Genomic DNA, 16,118 nt, shown 5'->3' on the forward strand with positions numbered 1-16,118 from the left:
CTCTTTTTTATGCAAAAAAAATCAAAATATATTATGATAATTGATATCAATTAAAATTTAACAATTTGACAATTATATTACGGTATCATTACAAGCGCGTGTTTTGATTGTGACAATCTTTTTTCTTTAGTAAAATAGTAATAGGTTATGCATGCGGAGGTGCTTACGATGAGTTCGTTAGATAAAACAATGTATTTTGATTTTGGTGATAATCATCAAAAGGATGTACATGAAACTTTAGTAACTGTATACCAAGCTTTAGAGGAAAAGGGATATAACCCAATTAATCAAATAGTAGGGTATCTTCTTTCGGGAGATCCTGCTTATATTCCAAGACTAAATGATGCACGTAATTTGATTAGAAAACATGAACGTGATGAAATTGTTGAAGAATTAGTTCGTTCTTACCTACATAAGGAGGATAAGAAGTGACGAGATTAATGGGACTTGATGTTGGATCTAAGACGGTTGGAGTTGCGGTTAGTGATCTGCTTGGGTGGACAGCACAAGGAATTGAAATTATTTCTATAGATGAAGATAATGAAGAATTTGGAATTGAACGTGTTAAGGAACTTGTTCAGCAGTATGAAATAAGCGGTTTTGTACTAGGTTTACCTAAGAATATGAATAATACTTCTGGACCAAGAGTTGAGGCGTCAAAGAGGTATGGTGAATTATTGACAAAAACTTTTGGATTGCCGATAGACTTTCAAGACGAGCGACTTACAACAGTTGCTGCGGAAAGAATGCTGGTTGAACAGGCTGATACATCGCGTAAGAAGAGGAAGAAAGTAATTGATAAGGTAGCGGCTGGTTTAATTTTACAAAACTACCTAGATAAAAAAGGACCTCTTTTGCAGAATTAATAAAAAATAAGAATATGAGGTATTACACGATGAATGATAATGATAACTTGATGACTTTAGTCGACGAAAATGGAAATGAAACATTATATGAAGTTCTTTTTACTTTTGAGTCTGATGATTATGGTAAGTCATATATCTTATTAATCCCTGCGGGTGCACAACCTGAAGAACAAGTTGATGTTTTGGCATTTTCATTTGATCCTAATGAAGATGGAGAAGCTGTTGATGCACAATTGCATGACATTGAAAGTGATGAAGAATGGGATATGGTCGAAGGTGTGCTTGATACATTTTTGAATGATGAAAATATGCAATAGTTAGCCTAAATTCACTTGAGCAGGATTATTTACCATAAATGAGGAGAGTGTGACATAAGTTGAGAAATTTGAAGTTCGGCGGAGTATCTTGACTTATGAAACACGTTTATCTGGAATAAATAGAGAGGGTGGGTCAAAATTCAACTTTTGGCTCACCTCTTTATGTTTTAGCCTATTGTTGAATGATTAGCGTAATTAAATAATAATTTGAATTAGATGTTTAGCAGTTATGAAATTTTTAGTTTTCAATTAGAATAAAGATTATGTTTTTTTACTAAGATATTGGGAAAGTGCACTAATTTGTTGCGATAGTATGCTAAAATTAACGTCATATAATTCAATGTGGGAGGGGAGAAAATGTCTGACGAAAAACGCCGGTTTAGAGCAAAAATTGCCGGTGAGAACTATACTATTATCGGAAATAGTACAGACGAACATATGGATACAGTAGTAAGCCTTGTTGAAGAACAGTTTGAAGAAATCCAGAAGTTAATGCCAGGTCTAAGTAAAGAACGAGCTGCTGTTTTATTGGCAATTAACGCTATTTCAGATCAGCTATACAAAGAAGAAGAGATTGAAAAGCTGCGAGCATTGTTGGACTCAAGAGAAAAGTAGGTGATTAGATGATATTATCCTTAATTATTATTGTAATATTGTTCTTGTCTTTTATACATGGAATGCACCGGGGATTGATATTGATGCTGCTTAATTTAATAGGATTAGTCGTACTATTCTTTATTGCGCATAGTTTTGCTGGCACAGTGGGTGGCTGGTTGCAGCAATTAGTAGAATCATTCAATCAGAGTTCTGCAACTTGGAGTGCGGATCAAGGGAGCCTAAGTGGTAGTTCAACATTTTATTATGGATTAGCATACTGGTTAATTATGATTATAGGTGGTTTTATAATTTATCGAATAATCAGAACATTTAATTTAGTAAAAAAGATTCCTGTGATTGGACAGCTTAATGCCTTGGCTGGTGGAGCGGTTTCGATTATATTAACGTATTTAGTTATGTTTGCGGCATTAATTATTATGCAGTCGTGGCCAACTACAAGTGTCAGAGAGACAGTTTCTGAATCAAATGTAGCTCAATTTATTCTGGAAAAAACACCTGTGATGTCACAGAATTTAAAAGATTGGTTGCAAGAAAATGATAGCAGTGTATAGGGGGAAGTTTTGTGAACAGTAAAACTTTGAAGACTCTAGAGTTTGCCAAAGTTAAAAAAAATCTATTGCCTTTTGTAAGTACTCCAATGGGGGAAAAGCAAGTTACTGCACTTGAACCAAGCAGCGACATAATAGAAATAAAAAAGCAAATTGCACAAACTAAAGATGGTGCTGATATTTTGAGGATGAAAGGCGGAATTCCGGTTCCCAAATTATCGGATATTTCGCAGTCATTAAAGCGGTTAGACATAGATGCTAGCTTGAATGGTAAAGAATTAGCAGCTATTAGTAAAGTTTTGCGTGCAACAAATGAAGTTAGAAATTTTTTTGTAAAGCTTGATGATGATGCAATTGAACTAGTTTCTTTGGATGAGTTGGCAGATAACTTGCAAGTCTTGCCTGGGGTTAATAAGCGATTATTAACTTCGATTGAAGGCGATGGACATGTAACCGATGAAGCTTCAACTGCTTTAGCTGGGATTAGGCGTTCAATTGCAGCTGTTGAAGGTCAACTGAGAGATCAATTGAACGTATTAGTTCATGGCAGTTCATCCAAGTATTTGAGTGATGCTGTAATTACAATTAGAAATGATAGATATGTGATTCCTGTCAAGCAGGAGTATCGTAATCATTTTGGAGGCGTTGTACATGATCAAAGTGCTTCCGGTCAAACTGTATTTGTTGAGCCAAGGCAGATTGTAGAACTAAATAATCGCTTGAAACAGCAACAGGCAAACGAAAAAGAAGAAGTTATACGAATATTACGAGAACTCTCGGAATTAATTGCACCATATACAACGGAAATTCGGCAGAATGTACATGTACTCGGTATTTTTGATTTTGTAAATGCAAAAGCAAAATATGCTGCGCAAATTAAGGCAACAGAACCTTTACTTTCACCAGAAAATAAGGTTTATTTACGTCAGGTATGGCATCCTTTAATTGATATGAAAGTAGCTGTAAAAAACGATATCATGCTTGGAGATGATTACAAAGCAATTGTTGTTACCGGACCAAATACGGGTGGAAAAACGATTACTTTGAAAACTTTGGGATTAATTCAACTTATGGGTCAATCAGGACTTTTTATTCCGGCATTCGAGGAAAGTCGGATTGGTATTTTTGACAATATTTTTGCGGATATTGGGGATGAACAGTCGATTGAACAAAGTCTAAGTACCTTTTCATCACATATGACAAATATTGTCTCAATTTTATCTGAAGTTGATGATAAATCACTGATTTTATTTGATGAACTAGGAGCTGGTACGGATCCACAAGAAGGAGCTGCACTTGCAATTTCTATTCTTGACTATGTGGGTTCTAAGAGTAGTTATGTAATGGCAACAACACATTATCCGGAGCTCAAAGCATACGCTTATGAACGCCCTCAAACTATTAATGCAAGCATGGAATTTGATATAGAAAGCCTAAAACCAACTTATCATTTGTTGCTAGGAATACCTGGTCGCAGTAATGCTTTAGATATTTCAAAGAAATTGGGCCTTGATGAAGTTATTATAATGCAAGCAAAGCAGTTAACTGCGGGGCAAAATCAAGATTTAAATGATATGATTCAGGATTTAGTATCAAAAAGACATCGGCTTGAAGAAGAATCAATAGAACTGCATAAAAACTTAGATGAGTCACGAAAACTTCATGATGATTTAGACAAAAAATACGATGATTTTGTTAATCAACGGGAAAATTTGCTTGATGATGCAAAGAGAAAAGGTAATGAAATTGTTGAACAAGCTACCCAAAAATCTGAAAAAATTATTGCAGAATTACGGCAAATGAGATTAAATGCTGGAACAACAATTAAAGAAGATGAGTTGATTTCTGCAAAGGCAAGGCTAAATAATCTTGAGCAACCGACGAATTTGAAGAAAAATAGGGTTTTACGCCGTGCAAGAGAAAATCAAACTCTGAAACCAAATGATGATGTCCTTGTGAAATCATACGGACAACGAGGTGTATTGTTAAGGAAAGCCGGAAATCATGAATGGGAAGTCCAACTAGGAATCCTTAAGATGAAAGTTATGGCAGATGATTTAGAAAAAATAAAAGTTGAAGATAATAAGAAGACGGCAATTAGAACAAGTGTTAAATCCGCTAATACAGCGCATGTTTCTCCAACTTTGGATTTACGTGGTGAACGTTATGAGGAAGCACTTGTGAAGGTAGATCGTTACTTAGATGCTGCTGTTTTAGCAGGTTATTCAACTGTGACAATTGTTCACGGCAAAGGAACTGGCGCATTAAGAAAAGGAATTACCGATTTTCTAGCGCAAAATCGAGCAGTAAAAAGTTTTAAATTTGCGGCACCTAATGCAGGTGGAAATGGAGCAACTGTAGTATATTTTAAATAGTAGAGCAGAAATATTGATTTTATTGCTTAATCTGTTATTATTTACTTACGAAAAGATAGTAGGAGGCGTTTTAAATGATTAAAGAATTAACAGATTCAACATTTGATAAGGAAACAAGTACAGGCGTTACACTAACTGATTTTTGGGCAACATGGTGTGGTCCTTGTCGGATGCAGTCGCCGGTTGTAGAACAATTATCGGAAGAAATGGGTGACAAAGTAACTTTTGCTAAGGTTGATGTTGATCAAAATCAAGCAACAGCAAGTGAGTTTGGAATTATGAGTATTCCAACGTTACTGATTAAGAAAGATGGTAAAGTGGTTGATACTCTAGTAGGTTATCATCCAAAGGAAAGATTACAGGCTAAGTTGGAACAATACATTTAATTTACTTTATTGTTAATAGCGATAAAAAAATGCAGAAGGTCATTTGACTTTTTGCATTTTTTTTATATAATAATTACATAAACAATATTATATTACGTATAATATTATGAGGCGTAAAGCTAGAGGAGGTTAAGCTATGAAAATAAAAATATCAGCTGATTTGCTGGATGGAATGGTTCTAGCATTACTATCACAAAAAGACTATTACGGCTATGCGTTGACTCAAGATATGCAAGCTGCCATCGATATTTCAGAATCAACAATGTACCCAGTTTTACGCCGCCTTCAAAAAGATGGTTTTTTGACGACTTACGATCAACCTTATCAAGGAAGAAATCGACGTTATTACAAAATTACTGATAAGGGATTTGATCATCTTAAAGCAGTTGAGACAATGTGGCAAAGCTATAAGCTAAGTTTAGATCAAGTCTTTTTTGGGGGAAGAGGAGGAAAAACGAATGGATAGTCAAGGGTATTTAGATGAATTAAGAGGGTTATTAAGGGGATTATCAAAAACTGAAATTGAAGAAGCAGTAAGTTTTTATTCTGAATTTATTTCTGATGCAGGGATTACAACAAGAAAGGAAATTGAAACACGGTTAGGTACTCCGAAACAATTGGCACGAAAAATAATGGCAGATCACTCAGTCAAAATGGACGATGAAAGTGAAGAAAAAATTAGACCAGCACATAAAAGTTCAAAAATGATTTGGCTGATAACTTTAGTGATTTTATCATCACCAGTGACACTTGGAATTGGTGGGGGATTACTGATTGCCTTAGTAGCAGTTATTCTCTCAATGGTAATTCTGGTTGTTGTTTTATTTGCTGGTCTGATTGTTGGAATGGTGGGTGCATTGTATGCAGGTATTTTATTATTGTTTCAGAGTTTAAATACTGGCCTTTTTTATATGGGGATATTCCTGACAACTTTAGGACTTTTACTGATATTATTGCCAATTATTTATTGGATTTGTCGTGTTGTACTGCAATGTACTGCCAATTTTGCAAGATATTTGTATAAGAAGTTCGGAAATAGGCAAGAAAGTGGTGAAAGAAAATGAAGAAAACGATAATTATAGGATTTTTCATCATGGTAATTGGTCTCCTTCTTACAGGATATGGGTATATAAAAAATGGTGCCAAGCCACTGTATATTGATGGGTGGAAACCCAAAGTAGCAACGCGGATTGAAAAGAAACAGATTTTATCAAAAAATGTTAGTTTTGATAAGATAAACGTCAATGATACCATAAATGATATTGTAATTACTCGAGGATCGCATTTTCAAATTAGTTATCAGGGAAACAAAAAATATCTACCAACTGTTTCAATTTCTAATGGGATTTTAAATATTCAGCAAAAAAAGAGTTTGAGTAACTATATTAGTATTTCAGGTAGTGTTGAAAACAGTGAAAGAGTAATAATTACAGTGCCTAAAACGGCTACTTTGCAAGATATCGGTGTAACTATTACTGAAGGAGATTTAAGTATCCAAAATATTAAAACCCAAAAAATTAGTGTTGATGATACAGATGGAGATATTAGTATTGGAAACTTGACTGCAGGTGAACTCAAAATAGATAATGAAGATGGGGATGTAGATGTAACAGCGCAAAGCCAAATAACTAATGGGACATTTTCATTAGTTGATGGTGATCTAACTGCACATGAAAGTAGCTTTACTAATGTGAAAATGACCAATTCTGATGGTGACATCAGTCTTTATGATTCAACTATTAATGGTGGAGAACTTAAGTTGACGGATGGTGATTTTGAGGGGACAAAGATTGGAATAACAGGAGAGCTTAATGTGGTAAATAATGATGGTGATAACTCAATATCGCTCTTAAATGATAGTGGGATAGGGTATTCAATGAGCAATGAAGATGGCGATAATACTTTGTTTGGAAAAGGTGTCAAAAGTAGAGTGTCAAGTCGAAGTAATCAAGCAAATCAGATTAAGCTAATTAATATATCTGGGGATAACGAGATAAAATAAGGAGGAAATGGTCATGAGAAATAAGAAATTAATGAAATCAAAGGATAAAGTATTTTCAGGGGTTTTGGGTGGATTAGCCGAGTATTTGGAAGTGGATAAAGCAATTGTGCGTATTATTGGGGCAATTTTAATAATTTTTCCAGGTCAAATATTCATTGGATTAATTATTTATATTGTGGCAGCGGTTGTTATGCCAGAAGATGATGGAAGTAATCGTAAAGATGAACATATTGTTGAGGGTGAATTTAGAGATAAAAATAACTAAAAAGTAGTAATTGGAATAAGAAGGGCTGGATTAAAATTCTAACTTTTAATCTGGCTTCTTTTTTTAGGATTTAACAGCGAAAATGAAGAATGTAGTTCGATTTAATTTTATCTTTTTTACAAAAATATTACAAAAATAAGTTAATTTTACAAATTCTTTAAGAAATCTTATAAGATAAACTATTGTAACAATTTCCAAGAAATGTAATCATAGTAGATGTATAGAATATGAATAAATTGTGAATTTTATATGAATTTAAATTTTTTTCAACATTCAAGAATTGGAGGGATTTTTTTGAAACAATTTAGTAATATGTTGATTAAAAATGAAGTTGCAAAGTTTATTTTAAAAACTGTTTTTTATGCAGTGATTATAATGGGCTTGGTATACTTTTTTAGTTATAGCGGTATGAATGGTCCGCACTTTATTTATAACGAGTTTTAATTTAAGGGAGGATAATTTTATCGTGAATATTATTCAACAAATCGACAAATGGGCTGAAATTATGCCAAATAAGACTGTATGTGACTATCTAGGAGATAAGAGGACATACTTAGAGCTAAAGCAGATGTCAGACTCACTAGCTCAAAAATTAGTAAATTTAGAATTACCTAAAAAAGCACCCATTTTGGTATTTGGGGGCCAAACTTTTGAGATGTTAGTTTCTTTTTTAGCAGTCGTAAAAGCTGGACATTCATACATACCATTGGATGTGGAATCACCAAATGAAAGAATTACACAGATTGTTGAGATCGCAAAACCAGCAGCGTGTATTGCGGTCGAAAAATTACCAGTAGAATTAGGTGACCTCATTATTTTGAATAATGAAGAGTTGACAAAGATTTTCCAAAGTAACATAAGGGCATTTGATGCAACCAAGTATCAGGTTAGCGGTAATGATGTTTTTTATACGATTTTTACTTCGGGAACAACTGGGATGCCTAAAGGAGTACAAATAAGCGCTAATAATCTACAAAGCTTTTTAGACTGGATGAAAAGTGATTTTGGAATTACAGCAGGAAAAACCTTTTTGGCACAGGCAGCATATTCATTTGATTTATCTGTGATGTCCATTTATCCTGCATTAACTCAGGGAGGCAAATTGACTGTCCTGCCTAAGAAGGTAACGGATAATTTTAAGAATCTATTTGAAACATTACCAAAAATGGAATTAAATATTTGGGTGTCCACTCCTTCATTCATGGATATTTGTTTGCTTGATAAAAATTTCAATGAGGATAACTATCCAACGGTTACACATTTTCTATTTTGCGGGGAAGAGCTTACACATAAAGCCGCACAAATGCTGAAAGAAAGATTCCCTAAGGCGGGTATCTATAACACATATGGACCAACTGAAGCAACAGTTGCAGTTAGCCAGGTATTGATTGACAAGAACATTCTTACTAATTATCCACGATTACCAATTGGAATCAGTAAAGAAGATACAGAGTTGCTGATTGTGGATGAAGATTTGCATGAAGTACCAAGCGGAACGTCTGGCGAATTATTGATAATTGGTCCAAGTGTTTCAAAAGGATACTTGAATAATCCAGAAAAAACGCAGCAAGCATTTATTAATTTTAACGGAAAACAAGCTTATCGTACTGGGGATCTGGCTGAAATTGATGACAAGGGACAGCTGTTATATCATGGCAGAATTGATTTTCAAGTAAAGTTACATGGTTTCAGAATTGAACTTGAAGAAGTTGATCATCATTTAAATCAAGTTTCATTAATCAAACAAGCTACATGTGCGCCTAAGTATGACCAAAATCATAAAGCTACACAAATTGTGGCTTATGTAGTACCAAAGGAAAATGAATTTGAATCAGAATTTGCGTTAACGAAAGCCATCAAAGCAGAACTAACAACGATGATGATGCCATACATGATTCCACAGAAGTATGTTTATGTGACATCCTTGCCACTGACGAATAACGGTAAGGTTGACCGCAAGGGAATTTTGCACGAGGTTAATAGCTAATGATTAGTATGCAACCTTATCAAAATCCAACATATTTTCTATTAATAGCATTATCATTTGTGCCAATAATTATAGCGAATCTTTGTGAAAAGAAAATATATTGGTATCAAACTCTTATTTCTCTTGGCTTTTTAACATTATCTTTTGGCGGAATAAAATGGCATCAAGGAATAGCCTTAATAATCTATATCATCTTAGAAGTTATTTTAATTAAACTGTATTTTAATTATAGGATGAGGCTAAACAATTCGTGGGTGTTTTATCTGGCAGTGATTATCTCAATTGTTCCTTTGGTTATTGTCAAAGTCACACCTGCAGTTTACGGGGGACAGGTTTCAATTATTGGATTTTTAGGAATCAGTTACATTACTTTCAAAATTGTTGGAATGATTATGGAAATTCGTGATGGAGCAATTAAGGACTTCAATTTATGGAAAACACTCCAATTCTTATTATTCTTCCCAACTATTTCCTCGGGTCCAATTGATCGTTATCGTCGATTTATCGGAGATTATGATAAAAAACTCTCGCGTGAAAAATATTTAGACTTACTTGAAAAGGGAATTTGGTATATTTTCTTGGGCTTCTTGTATAAGTTCTTTATTGCATACTTTTTTGGAACACTTCTAATGCCACAAGTTGCTCAAAATGCATTAGCACATGGCGGATTATCTTGGTGGCTGGTTGCCTACATGTATATTTGGTCAATGGATTTGTTTTTTGATTTTGCGGGATATAGCTTATTCGCGGTTGGGACGAGCTATATTATGGGAATTGCAACGCCAATGAATTTCAACAAACCGTTTGCTGCTCCAAATATTAAGGAATTCTGGAATAGATGGCATATGTCATTGTCATTTTGGTTTAGAGATTACATTTATATGCGACTGGTATTTTTTATAATGAAGAAGAAACTAATTAAAAGTCGTATAACGATTGCCAACTTAGGGTACTTAACATTATTCTTAATAATGGGATTCTGGCATGGGGTAACATGGTATTACATTGTTTATGGTTTATTTCATGCATGTGCAATCATTATTTGTGATGCATGGTTGCGTTTTAAAAAGAAGCACCGCCAGCAAATTCCAAGTAATCGTTTTACGAAATTATTTGCTATCTTTCTAACATTTAATACAGTTTGTTTTAGTTTTTTGATTTTTTCAGGTTTCTTAAACACAATGATGTTTCACCATATTATGAAATAAAAAGGGAGTTTTTAAAATGAAAGAACAAGTTATTGAGATTTTACAAGATTTAACTGGAAGTGAAGAAGTTGCTACTAATCTTGACATCAATCTTTTTGATGCAGGATTAATTGATTCAATGGCAACTGTTCAATTACTACTTGAATTGCAAGCACAATGTGGGGTCGATGTTCCAGTTTCTGAATTTGAACGTAGTGAGTGGGAAACACCTAATAAGATTATTGCGAAAGTTGAATCATTAAAGGCATGAGTATGTTCAAAAGACTATTTTTGATTTTTGGTCCAATTGTGTGCGCAGTCATAATCGTCATGGGCTTCTTATTTTCTCCGTTAAGACCAGATAAAATCTCACAAAGTACAATTCAAAGAGCAGCACTTTCACAATCACCCCAAGTCTTTAAGGGTATGGCTGTTAAACGAGCAGCTTTTAAAGAAAATTATGTTCCTTTTTTTGGATCATCGGAACTTTCACGGATAGATGCACTTCATCCATCTGTATTAGCACAAAAATATCATCGTAGTTATCGTCCTTTTTTACTTGGAACTGCTGGAACACAATCAATAACGCAATTTTGGCAGATGCAAGGTTTTGGTAATGAGTTGAATAATAAGAAGGCTGTATTTATTATTTCACCTCAATGGTTTGTTAAAGGCGGGATAGATGCTGCTGCATTTAATTATTTTTACCCACGTCCAGAAATTGTAAACTGGTTATTAAAGGCAAAACCAACAACTCAAAATAGGTATGCAGCTGAAAGATTACTTGCACTCAATGCCAAAGATTCTACAGATGTAATCGATGATAGTGTTTTGCGGATTGCTGCAGGACAACACTTAACTAATTTTCAAAAGAATTATTTGCGTTTGGTGAAAAATGAATTGGATCATGAAGATCAGCTATTTTCAACAATTTCACTAAATAATCGAGAAGCATTAATTAGAAGAAGAGAAAAAGAATTGCCCACAGTTTATAACAAATATCGACTTGATAAAATAGGATATGAATTGGGTAAAGCAAATACAACAAGCAATAAGTTATACATTGATAATAACTTTTGGAATTACAAATTAAAACCAGTTTATAAGAAGTTAGCAGGGGAGCAAAGGAATTTTAGCTACATTAAATCTGTAGAATATTCAGATTTTCAGCTTGTATTAAATGAGTTTGCTAAGCATCATATCAATGTCTTGTTTATAATCCCACCTGTTAATGAGAAATGGGCAAAATATACTGGGTTATCAATGTCAATGATTCAAGCTTTTAATAAAAAAATCACGTATCAATTGAAGTCGCAAGGATTTACACATATTGCAAATCTGACCAAAGAAGGTAAGAAACCATATTTCATGCAAGACACAATTCATCTTGGATGGAGAGGGTGGTTAGCTGTTGATCAGTATGTGAATCCGTTTTTGACAAAGAAACAGACAAGCCCACAGTATAAAATGAAGAACTATTTCTATACAAAGAAATGGCAGAACATGAGTTATTAATTAACTCAGCCAAGGTCATTTACAAGAAGACTTGCATAATAAAGTTATTTAGTTTTCACAAGATATAAAATAGGATTGGATCAAAAATTAAATTTTGATTCAGTCCTATTTTTATGGCTAATATCTGTTGTTTGTTCTCTGAATATTCTTTATCATTATTGAGGTAAATGGCTGACAAACTTTACAATCTTGAAATGTGGCTGTCCTTTGAGTGTTACACTATTGATTCGAACGTCCATCACAGTGCTAAAACGTTGGTTAAAAAAAACAGTTCCACAAACATAATTAATATAATAAACATGTGGTTGCCGTGTTTTCCAAATTTCTATAGTATAGTCATGAAGACCCTTAAAATTATAATTATGAAGTTGCTGTTTAATTGCATATTTGGTTAGACGTACAAAAGCATAATATTGTTGTGATGTTAAACGGTGAACTGCTTGGTCATCAGAGACTAGTTCAACACGTTGATGGCTGTTATAGTACGGAGTTTCCCATATCCATCCCTCATACCATTTGTAGATGCTAAATACGATCAAGAAGTCCAAAGTCACAATTAGTATGACTATTTTTATCCAAAAACGCATATCAAATCCTCCGTCCATGATGTTATTCAAAGTAAATAGTGTAAAAACATAAAATATATTTTGAAGCAAAGCTTTTAGTTGATTATGTAATAAATGTATTTCATAAGCTAAATTTTTTGTGAAATAGATAATACTATATTTTTAAAATTTCATTTTTTGGTAGGTACCAATATATAATATATATTAACAGATGATGAATTAAAGGAGGCATTTGCAAAACACATTTTGCAAGTACCTCCTTTAGTAAGTATTACTTAGGATAATTAGTTTTCCTTTATTTCCAAAAGGATAAGTATCAAATTATTCAGTGAATTGAAGTGGTTCTTTATCAGGAATCAATGCGCTGTCAATTGAATCTTCAGGATCTAATTGGACTAAAAATGAGATAATACCACTTTTTTTCTTAATTTCTTTAATAATAGCTTCACATACAAAACCACTTTGTAATTGAATTGTTTCTGCAAGAAAACCGGCTTCCAACAAGAAATCGGCTTGCTTCACGACCTGGTTACGAAGTTGAACAACGTCACCTGATAATTCGAAAAGTTGTTGTTTTTTATTGCCTTTAATTCGTTTTAAATCTCCCCAACCGGCTTCAGAAAAGAAAACCGGCAGATCATCATCTTTAGCGAGGTAGACCTCACGTGCTAAACGTTTTCCCGCCCAATAGAGAATATTATGATTGTCCCCGATTAATTCAGGGACCAAGATGTCACGTATAACTTCATATCCAAGAGTATTTACCAACTCTTTTTTTTGTGACAGTTCTAGATATTTTTTTACATCCATGATGACGCTCCTTTGATTCAGTCTACCATTGATTATACATTGAAATGAATAAAAAAGTTGTAATTAATTTGAAATTTAAATAATAGTGAAGATTTTTGCTACCACTAAGTTTTATATGTATAATCGTAAGAGAAAACAACACTATTTAATAGCGAGGCATATTTATGAAAAAAATATTGATAGCTACAAAAAATGAGGGAAAAGCTCGTGAATTTAGAACTTTCTTTGAGCCAAAAGGTTTTAAAGTTATTACACTAAATGAATTAGACAATATTCCAGAAATTATTGAGAATGGCTCAACTTTTGAAGAAAATGCTTTGATTAAGGCACAATCTCTGACTAATTTGTTACAAACAGTTGTTGTAGCGGATGATTCTGGGTTAATGGTAGATGCACTTGGAGGTGAACCTGGAATTTTTTCTGCACGTTATGCAGGAGATCATGATGATGATGCAAATAATCAGAAATTACTTAGCAATTTAGAAGGTATCCCTGAAGAGAAAAGAACGGCTGTATTTCATACTTCATTAGTTGTTACCCGTACTGGAAAGAAACCTCTTGTAGTTGATGGAGAAGTTAAAGGAAGGGTACTGAGAAGCTTACGAGGAGAAGATGGTTTTGGCTATGATCCCTTATTTTATCTGCCTGAACTCGATAAGACTTTCGCAGAATTAACACCTGCTGAAAAAAATGAGGTTAGCCATCGCGGACGAGCAATCAAGAAATTGAGTGAAAAATTTGATGATTGGTGGGTCAAAGAATAATGGATGAAAAAATATTGGTAGTAAGTGATAGTCATGGCGATCGTGACATCTTGGTCAAGCTATTGAAAAAGTATAAAGGACAGGTCACGGCAATGTTTCATTGTGGAGATTCAGAACTTGAACCCGATGACGAATTATTCAATGATTTCCATGTCGTAAAGGGAAATTGTGATTACGATTCTAGATTTGCAAAAAAAGTAGTTGTCAAAGTTGGTTCTGAAAATGTCTTATTAACTCATGGACACTTATATGGTGTAAATAGCGGTTTAAATAGCTTGAATCTTCTGGCACAGGAAAATAAAGCTACAATTGCATTATTCGGTCATACGCATCTTTTGGGTGCAGAAATGGTAAAAGAATGCTTATTCCTTAACCCAGGCAGTATTAGTTTTCCAAGAGGAGAATATAGTAATATAGGGGGAACTTATGCGTTAATTGATAGCACTGTGCAGAATCTCCATGTACAATTTTATAATCGTGACTTTGAAGCTATTCCTAATTTAGCAATGGATTATAAAAGGAGATAAGAGAAGTGAATCCAGATTTGAGGAAATTGTATATTAAATTATTGAAATGGAGTGTGACCACTGCTTTTTTAATGATTTCACGACAATTTGTTAATAATCAGGTATTTGATATTGTTATAATTCTTTGTGTCTGCTATTGTGTAGGTATCTTTGTTATGTGTTTTTATTTTCAACTTTTTGGGAAAAAATAGTATTGACATTACTCAAAATGAATGTATAATAATAAGAGTATTTTGCCCGTTGGTCAAATTGGTTAAGACGTCGCCCTCTCAAGGCGGAGTTACGGGTTCGATCCCCGTACGGGTGATATGTTGAGGCAAAACACGTGTCCATCATTTAATTAGGATGGACTTTTATTTTGCGGAAGCAGCACAATTTTGCTTGTCATTCGTGAGTAATTGCGTGTATTGACAAGCAAATGAATAAGTATTACCATAAAATAGTTATTTTTAATTCATTGGGCATTCGCCAAATTGGTAAGGCAGCGGACTCTGAATCCGCAATGTACTGGTTCGAGTCCAGTATGCCCAATTGTAGGTTAGTAAATGGTGGTAAATCTTCGTAAAACGTTGATTTACCGCCATTTTTATTTTTTATATTCGTAACGTTTCGTATACTTTTACACCTTTATGTTGCATAGATGTTGCATGGAATTATCTCAGAGATGCTTTCATAGTAGTGGCCAGAGACTCATGCAACAAATCTAGGTTGCATAGAATCAAAAATTAACAAAAGCAGTAAATTTCTCGGGTGTATTTTCTCGCTGCTGATCAGTTACAGAAGTATATATATCCAGTGTGGTTTTAATATCACTGTGGCCAAGTTGTGCTTGTAACTCTTTAGGTGGCATTCCACCTTGAATAGCTAGAGTTGCATAGGTATGTCTAAAACCGTGTACAGGGATGTGTTTTAAATCATAGTTTTGAGTCACTCTGACTGCCCAGACACGAGGTTTGTTAGGATTATGCATGGTAATTCTTTGAGGAGAAAACAAGCTGTTTTTTATTCAAAGAGTTAAAGCCATACTGTAACAACTCTTTGCGCTGTAACCTTTGCCAGCTCTTTAAAATACCGAGTGATTTTGAATCAATGAAAATGGTCCGATCACTGGCCGATGTTTTAGTTGATTGAACTACTAAGTGGTTATTGTAATCATTGGACTGTGTTTTATTGATTCTTATCTGTCTTGTTTTAAAATCGACGTCAGACCATGTTAGGGCGAGAGCTTCGTCTTTACGCATATCAGTAGTTTGTTCCTCATATGATACCTAGAATCTCCAGAACCGTCCCTTACTCGTTTTATATTTTGTATATGAAGCCATATTGATCTCTCCTTACAAGCATAAGTTTGCTGACGACAAGTGACTTATTTTAGAGAAATCACT

The 16,118-nt window shown here is 34.0% G+C and carries 22 protein-coding genes and 2 tRNA genes; 20 read left to right on the forward strand and 4 right to left on the reverse strand.

The features are described from left to right. The first annotated feature begins 168 nt into the window (after window positions 1–168). From G6O70_RS06400 to dltD, 16 genes are all read left to right on the forward strand, one after another. Window positions 169–432, forward strand: a complete 264-nt coding sequence (locus G6O70_RS06400; protein WP_057868933.1) for an IreB family regulatory phosphoprotein — start codon at window positions 169–171, stop codon at window positions 430–432. Then, a complete protein-coding gene (gene ruvX / locus G6O70_RS06405) occupies window positions 429–866 on the forward strand; it encodes a Holliday junction resolvase RuvX (protein ID WP_057868934.1) in 438 nt (145 codons plus the stop codon). Before G6O70_RS06400 ends, ruvX begins: the two co-directional genes overlap by 4 nt. Window positions 867–895: 29 nt before the next feature. Further along, window positions 896–1,183: a DUF1292 domain-containing protein gene (locus tag G6O70_RS06410; RefSeq protein WP_057868935.1), complete on the forward strand. Its 288-nt coding sequence runs from the start codon at window positions 896–898 to the stop codon at window positions 1,181–1,183. A gap of 357 nt (window positions 1,184–1,540) precedes the next feature. Beyond that, window positions 1,541–1,798, forward strand: coding sequence for a cell division protein ZapA (gene zapA, locus G6O70_RS06415; protein ID WP_057868936.1), 258 nt, complete (start codon window positions 1,541–1,543; stop codon window positions 1,796–1,798). Window positions 1,799–1,806: 8 nt separating this feature from the next. Then, window positions 1,807–2,352 carry a CvpA family protein gene (locus tag G6O70_RS06420; RefSeq protein WP_083481876.1) on the forward strand — a complete coding sequence of 182 codons (546 nt, stop codon included), beginning with the start codon at window positions 1,807–1,809 and terminating at the stop codon, window positions 2,350–2,352. A gap of 11 nt (window positions 2,353–2,363) precedes the next feature. Next, window positions 2,364–4,724 (forward strand): endonuclease MutS2, encoded by a 2,361-nt coding sequence (locus G6O70_RS06425; RefSeq protein WP_057868938.1) that lies wholly within the window; start codon window positions 2,364–2,366, stop codon window positions 4,722–4,724. 74 nt (window positions 4,725–4,798) lie between these two features. Then, window positions 4,799–5,110 (forward strand): thioredoxin, encoded by a 312-nt coding sequence (trxA, locus tag G6O70_RS06430; RefSeq protein ID WP_057868939.1) that lies wholly within the window; start codon window positions 4,799–4,801, stop codon window positions 5,108–5,110. Window positions 5,111–5,246: 136 nt separating this feature from the next. After that, a complete protein-coding gene (locus tag G6O70_RS06435; RefSeq protein ID WP_057868940.1) occupies window positions 5,247–5,576 on the forward strand; it encodes a PadR family transcriptional regulator in 330 nt (109 codons plus the stop codon). Beyond that, a complete protein-coding gene (locus G6O70_RS06440; protein WP_057868941.1) occupies window positions 5,569–6,174 on the forward strand; it encodes a DUF1700 domain-containing protein in 606 nt (201 codons plus the stop codon). The genes G6O70_RS06435 and G6O70_RS06440 overlap by 8 nt, the downstream gene beginning before the upstream one ends. Then, the gene (locus G6O70_RS06445; protein ID WP_057868942.1) at window positions 6,171–7,112 is read left to right on the forward strand and encodes a DUF4097 family beta strand repeat-containing protein; all 942 of its coding nucleotides are present in this window, start codon (window positions 6,171–6,173) and stop codon (window positions 7,110–7,112) included. The genes G6O70_RS06440 and G6O70_RS06445 overlap by 4 nt, the downstream gene beginning before the upstream one ends. Before the next feature lie 13 nt (window positions 7,113–7,125). Beyond that, complete coding sequence (locus G6O70_RS06450) at window positions 7,126–7,377, forward strand: PspC domain-containing protein (protein WP_057868943.1); 252 nt, start codon at window positions 7,126–7,128, stop codon at window positions 7,375–7,377. A 294-nt stretch (window positions 7,378–7,671) separates the two neighbouring features. Next, a complete protein-coding gene (locus G6O70_RS06455; protein WP_083481877.1) occupies window positions 7,672–7,821 on the forward strand; it encodes a teichoic acid D-Ala incorporation-associated protein DltX in 150 nt (49 codons plus the stop codon). Beyond that, window positions 7,790–9,364 carry a D-alanine--poly(phosphoribitol) ligase subunit DltA gene (gene dltA / locus G6O70_RS06460; protein ID WP_057868944.1) on the forward strand — a complete coding sequence of 525 codons (1,575 nt, stop codon included), beginning with the start codon at window positions 7,790–7,792 and terminating at the stop codon, window positions 9,362–9,364. The genes G6O70_RS06455 and dltA overlap by 32 nt, the downstream gene beginning before the upstream one ends. Beyond that, on the forward strand, window positions 9,364–10,572 hold the full coding sequence (gene dltB, locus G6O70_RS06465) for a D-alanyl-lipoteichoic acid biosynthesis protein DltB (protein WP_057868945.1): 1,209 nt from the start codon (window positions 9,364–9,366) through the stop codon (window positions 10,570–10,572). The genes dltA and dltB overlap by 1 nt, the downstream gene beginning before the upstream one ends. A 16-nt stretch (window positions 10,573–10,588) precedes the next feature. Next, entirely contained in the window at window positions 10,589–10,822 is a 234-nt protein-coding gene (dltC, locus tag G6O70_RS06470; RefSeq protein ID WP_057868946.1) for a D-alanine--poly(phosphoribitol) ligase subunit DltC, read from the forward strand. Continuing rightward, a complete protein-coding gene (gene dltD / locus G6O70_RS06475) occupies window positions 10,819–12,066 on the forward strand; it encodes a D-alanyl-lipoteichoic acid biosynthesis protein DltD (RefSeq protein ID WP_057868947.1) in 1,248 nt (415 codons plus the stop codon). The genes dltC and dltD overlap by 4 nt, the downstream gene beginning before the upstream one ends. Window positions 12,067–12,221: 155 nt before the next feature. Here dltD and G6O70_RS06480 read toward each other — a convergent pair whose 3' ends face one another. Both G6O70_RS06480 and G6O70_RS06485 read right to left on the reverse strand, forming a co-directional pair. Beyond that, window positions 12,222–12,653 carry a hypothetical protein gene (locus G6O70_RS06480; RefSeq protein ID WP_057868948.1) on the reverse strand — a complete coding sequence of 144 codons (432 nt, stop codon included), beginning with the start codon at window positions 12,651–12,653 and terminating at the stop codon, window positions 12,222–12,224. 300 nt (window positions 12,654–12,953) lie between these two features. Next, entirely contained in the window at window positions 12,954–13,442 is a 489-nt protein-coding gene (locus G6O70_RS06485) for a YslB family protein (RefSeq protein WP_057868949.1), read from the reverse strand. A 164-nt stretch (window positions 13,443–13,606) separates the two neighbouring features. Here G6O70_RS06485 and G6O70_RS06490 point away from each other — a divergent pair, with 164 nt between their 5' ends. The 4 genes from G6O70_RS06490 (at window position 13,607) to G6O70_RS06505 (ending at window position 15,264) form a co-directional block, all read left to right on the forward strand. Continuing rightward, window positions 13,607–14,206, forward strand: coding sequence for an XTP/dITP diphosphatase (locus G6O70_RS06490; RefSeq protein ID WP_057868950.1), 600 nt, complete (start codon window positions 13,607–13,609; stop codon window positions 14,204–14,206). After that, window positions 14,206–14,733, forward strand: a complete 528-nt coding sequence (locus tag G6O70_RS06495) for a metallophosphoesterase (RefSeq protein ID WP_057868951.1) — start codon at window positions 14,206–14,208, stop codon at window positions 14,731–14,733. The genes G6O70_RS06490 and G6O70_RS06495 overlap by 1 nt, the downstream gene beginning before the upstream one ends. A gap of 234 nt (window positions 14,734–14,967) precedes the next feature. Continuing rightward, window positions 14,968–15,040 (forward strand) — tRNA-Glu (locus G6O70_RS06500). Between the two features lie 151 nt (window positions 15,041–15,191). Next, window positions 15,192–15,264, forward strand: a tRNA-Gln gene (locus G6O70_RS06505). A gap of 187 nt (window positions 15,265–15,451) precedes the next feature. On the opposite strand, the gene G6O70_RS12200 is transcribed toward G6O70_RS06505, so the two are convergent. Beyond that, window positions 15,452–15,703 (reverse strand): tyrosine-type recombinase/integrase, encoded by a 252-nt coding sequence (locus G6O70_RS12200; protein ID WP_057868953.1) that lies wholly within the window; start codon window positions 15,701–15,703, stop codon window positions 15,452–15,454. Beyond that, window positions 15,696–15,974 carry a site-specific integrase gene (locus G6O70_RS12205; protein ID WP_057868954.1) on the reverse strand — a complete coding sequence of 93 codons (279 nt, stop codon included), beginning with the start codon at window positions 15,972–15,974 and terminating at the stop codon, window positions 15,696–15,698. The genes G6O70_RS12200 and G6O70_RS12205 overlap by 8 nt, the downstream gene beginning before the upstream one ends. Window positions 15,975–16,118: the final 144 nt, after the last annotated feature.

The organism is Liquorilactobacillus hordei DSM 19519, assembly GCF_019443985.1.
GTDB classification, from domain to species: domain Bacteria; phylum Bacillota; class Bacilli; order Lactobacillales; family Lactobacillaceae; genus Liquorilactobacillus; species Liquorilactobacillus hordei.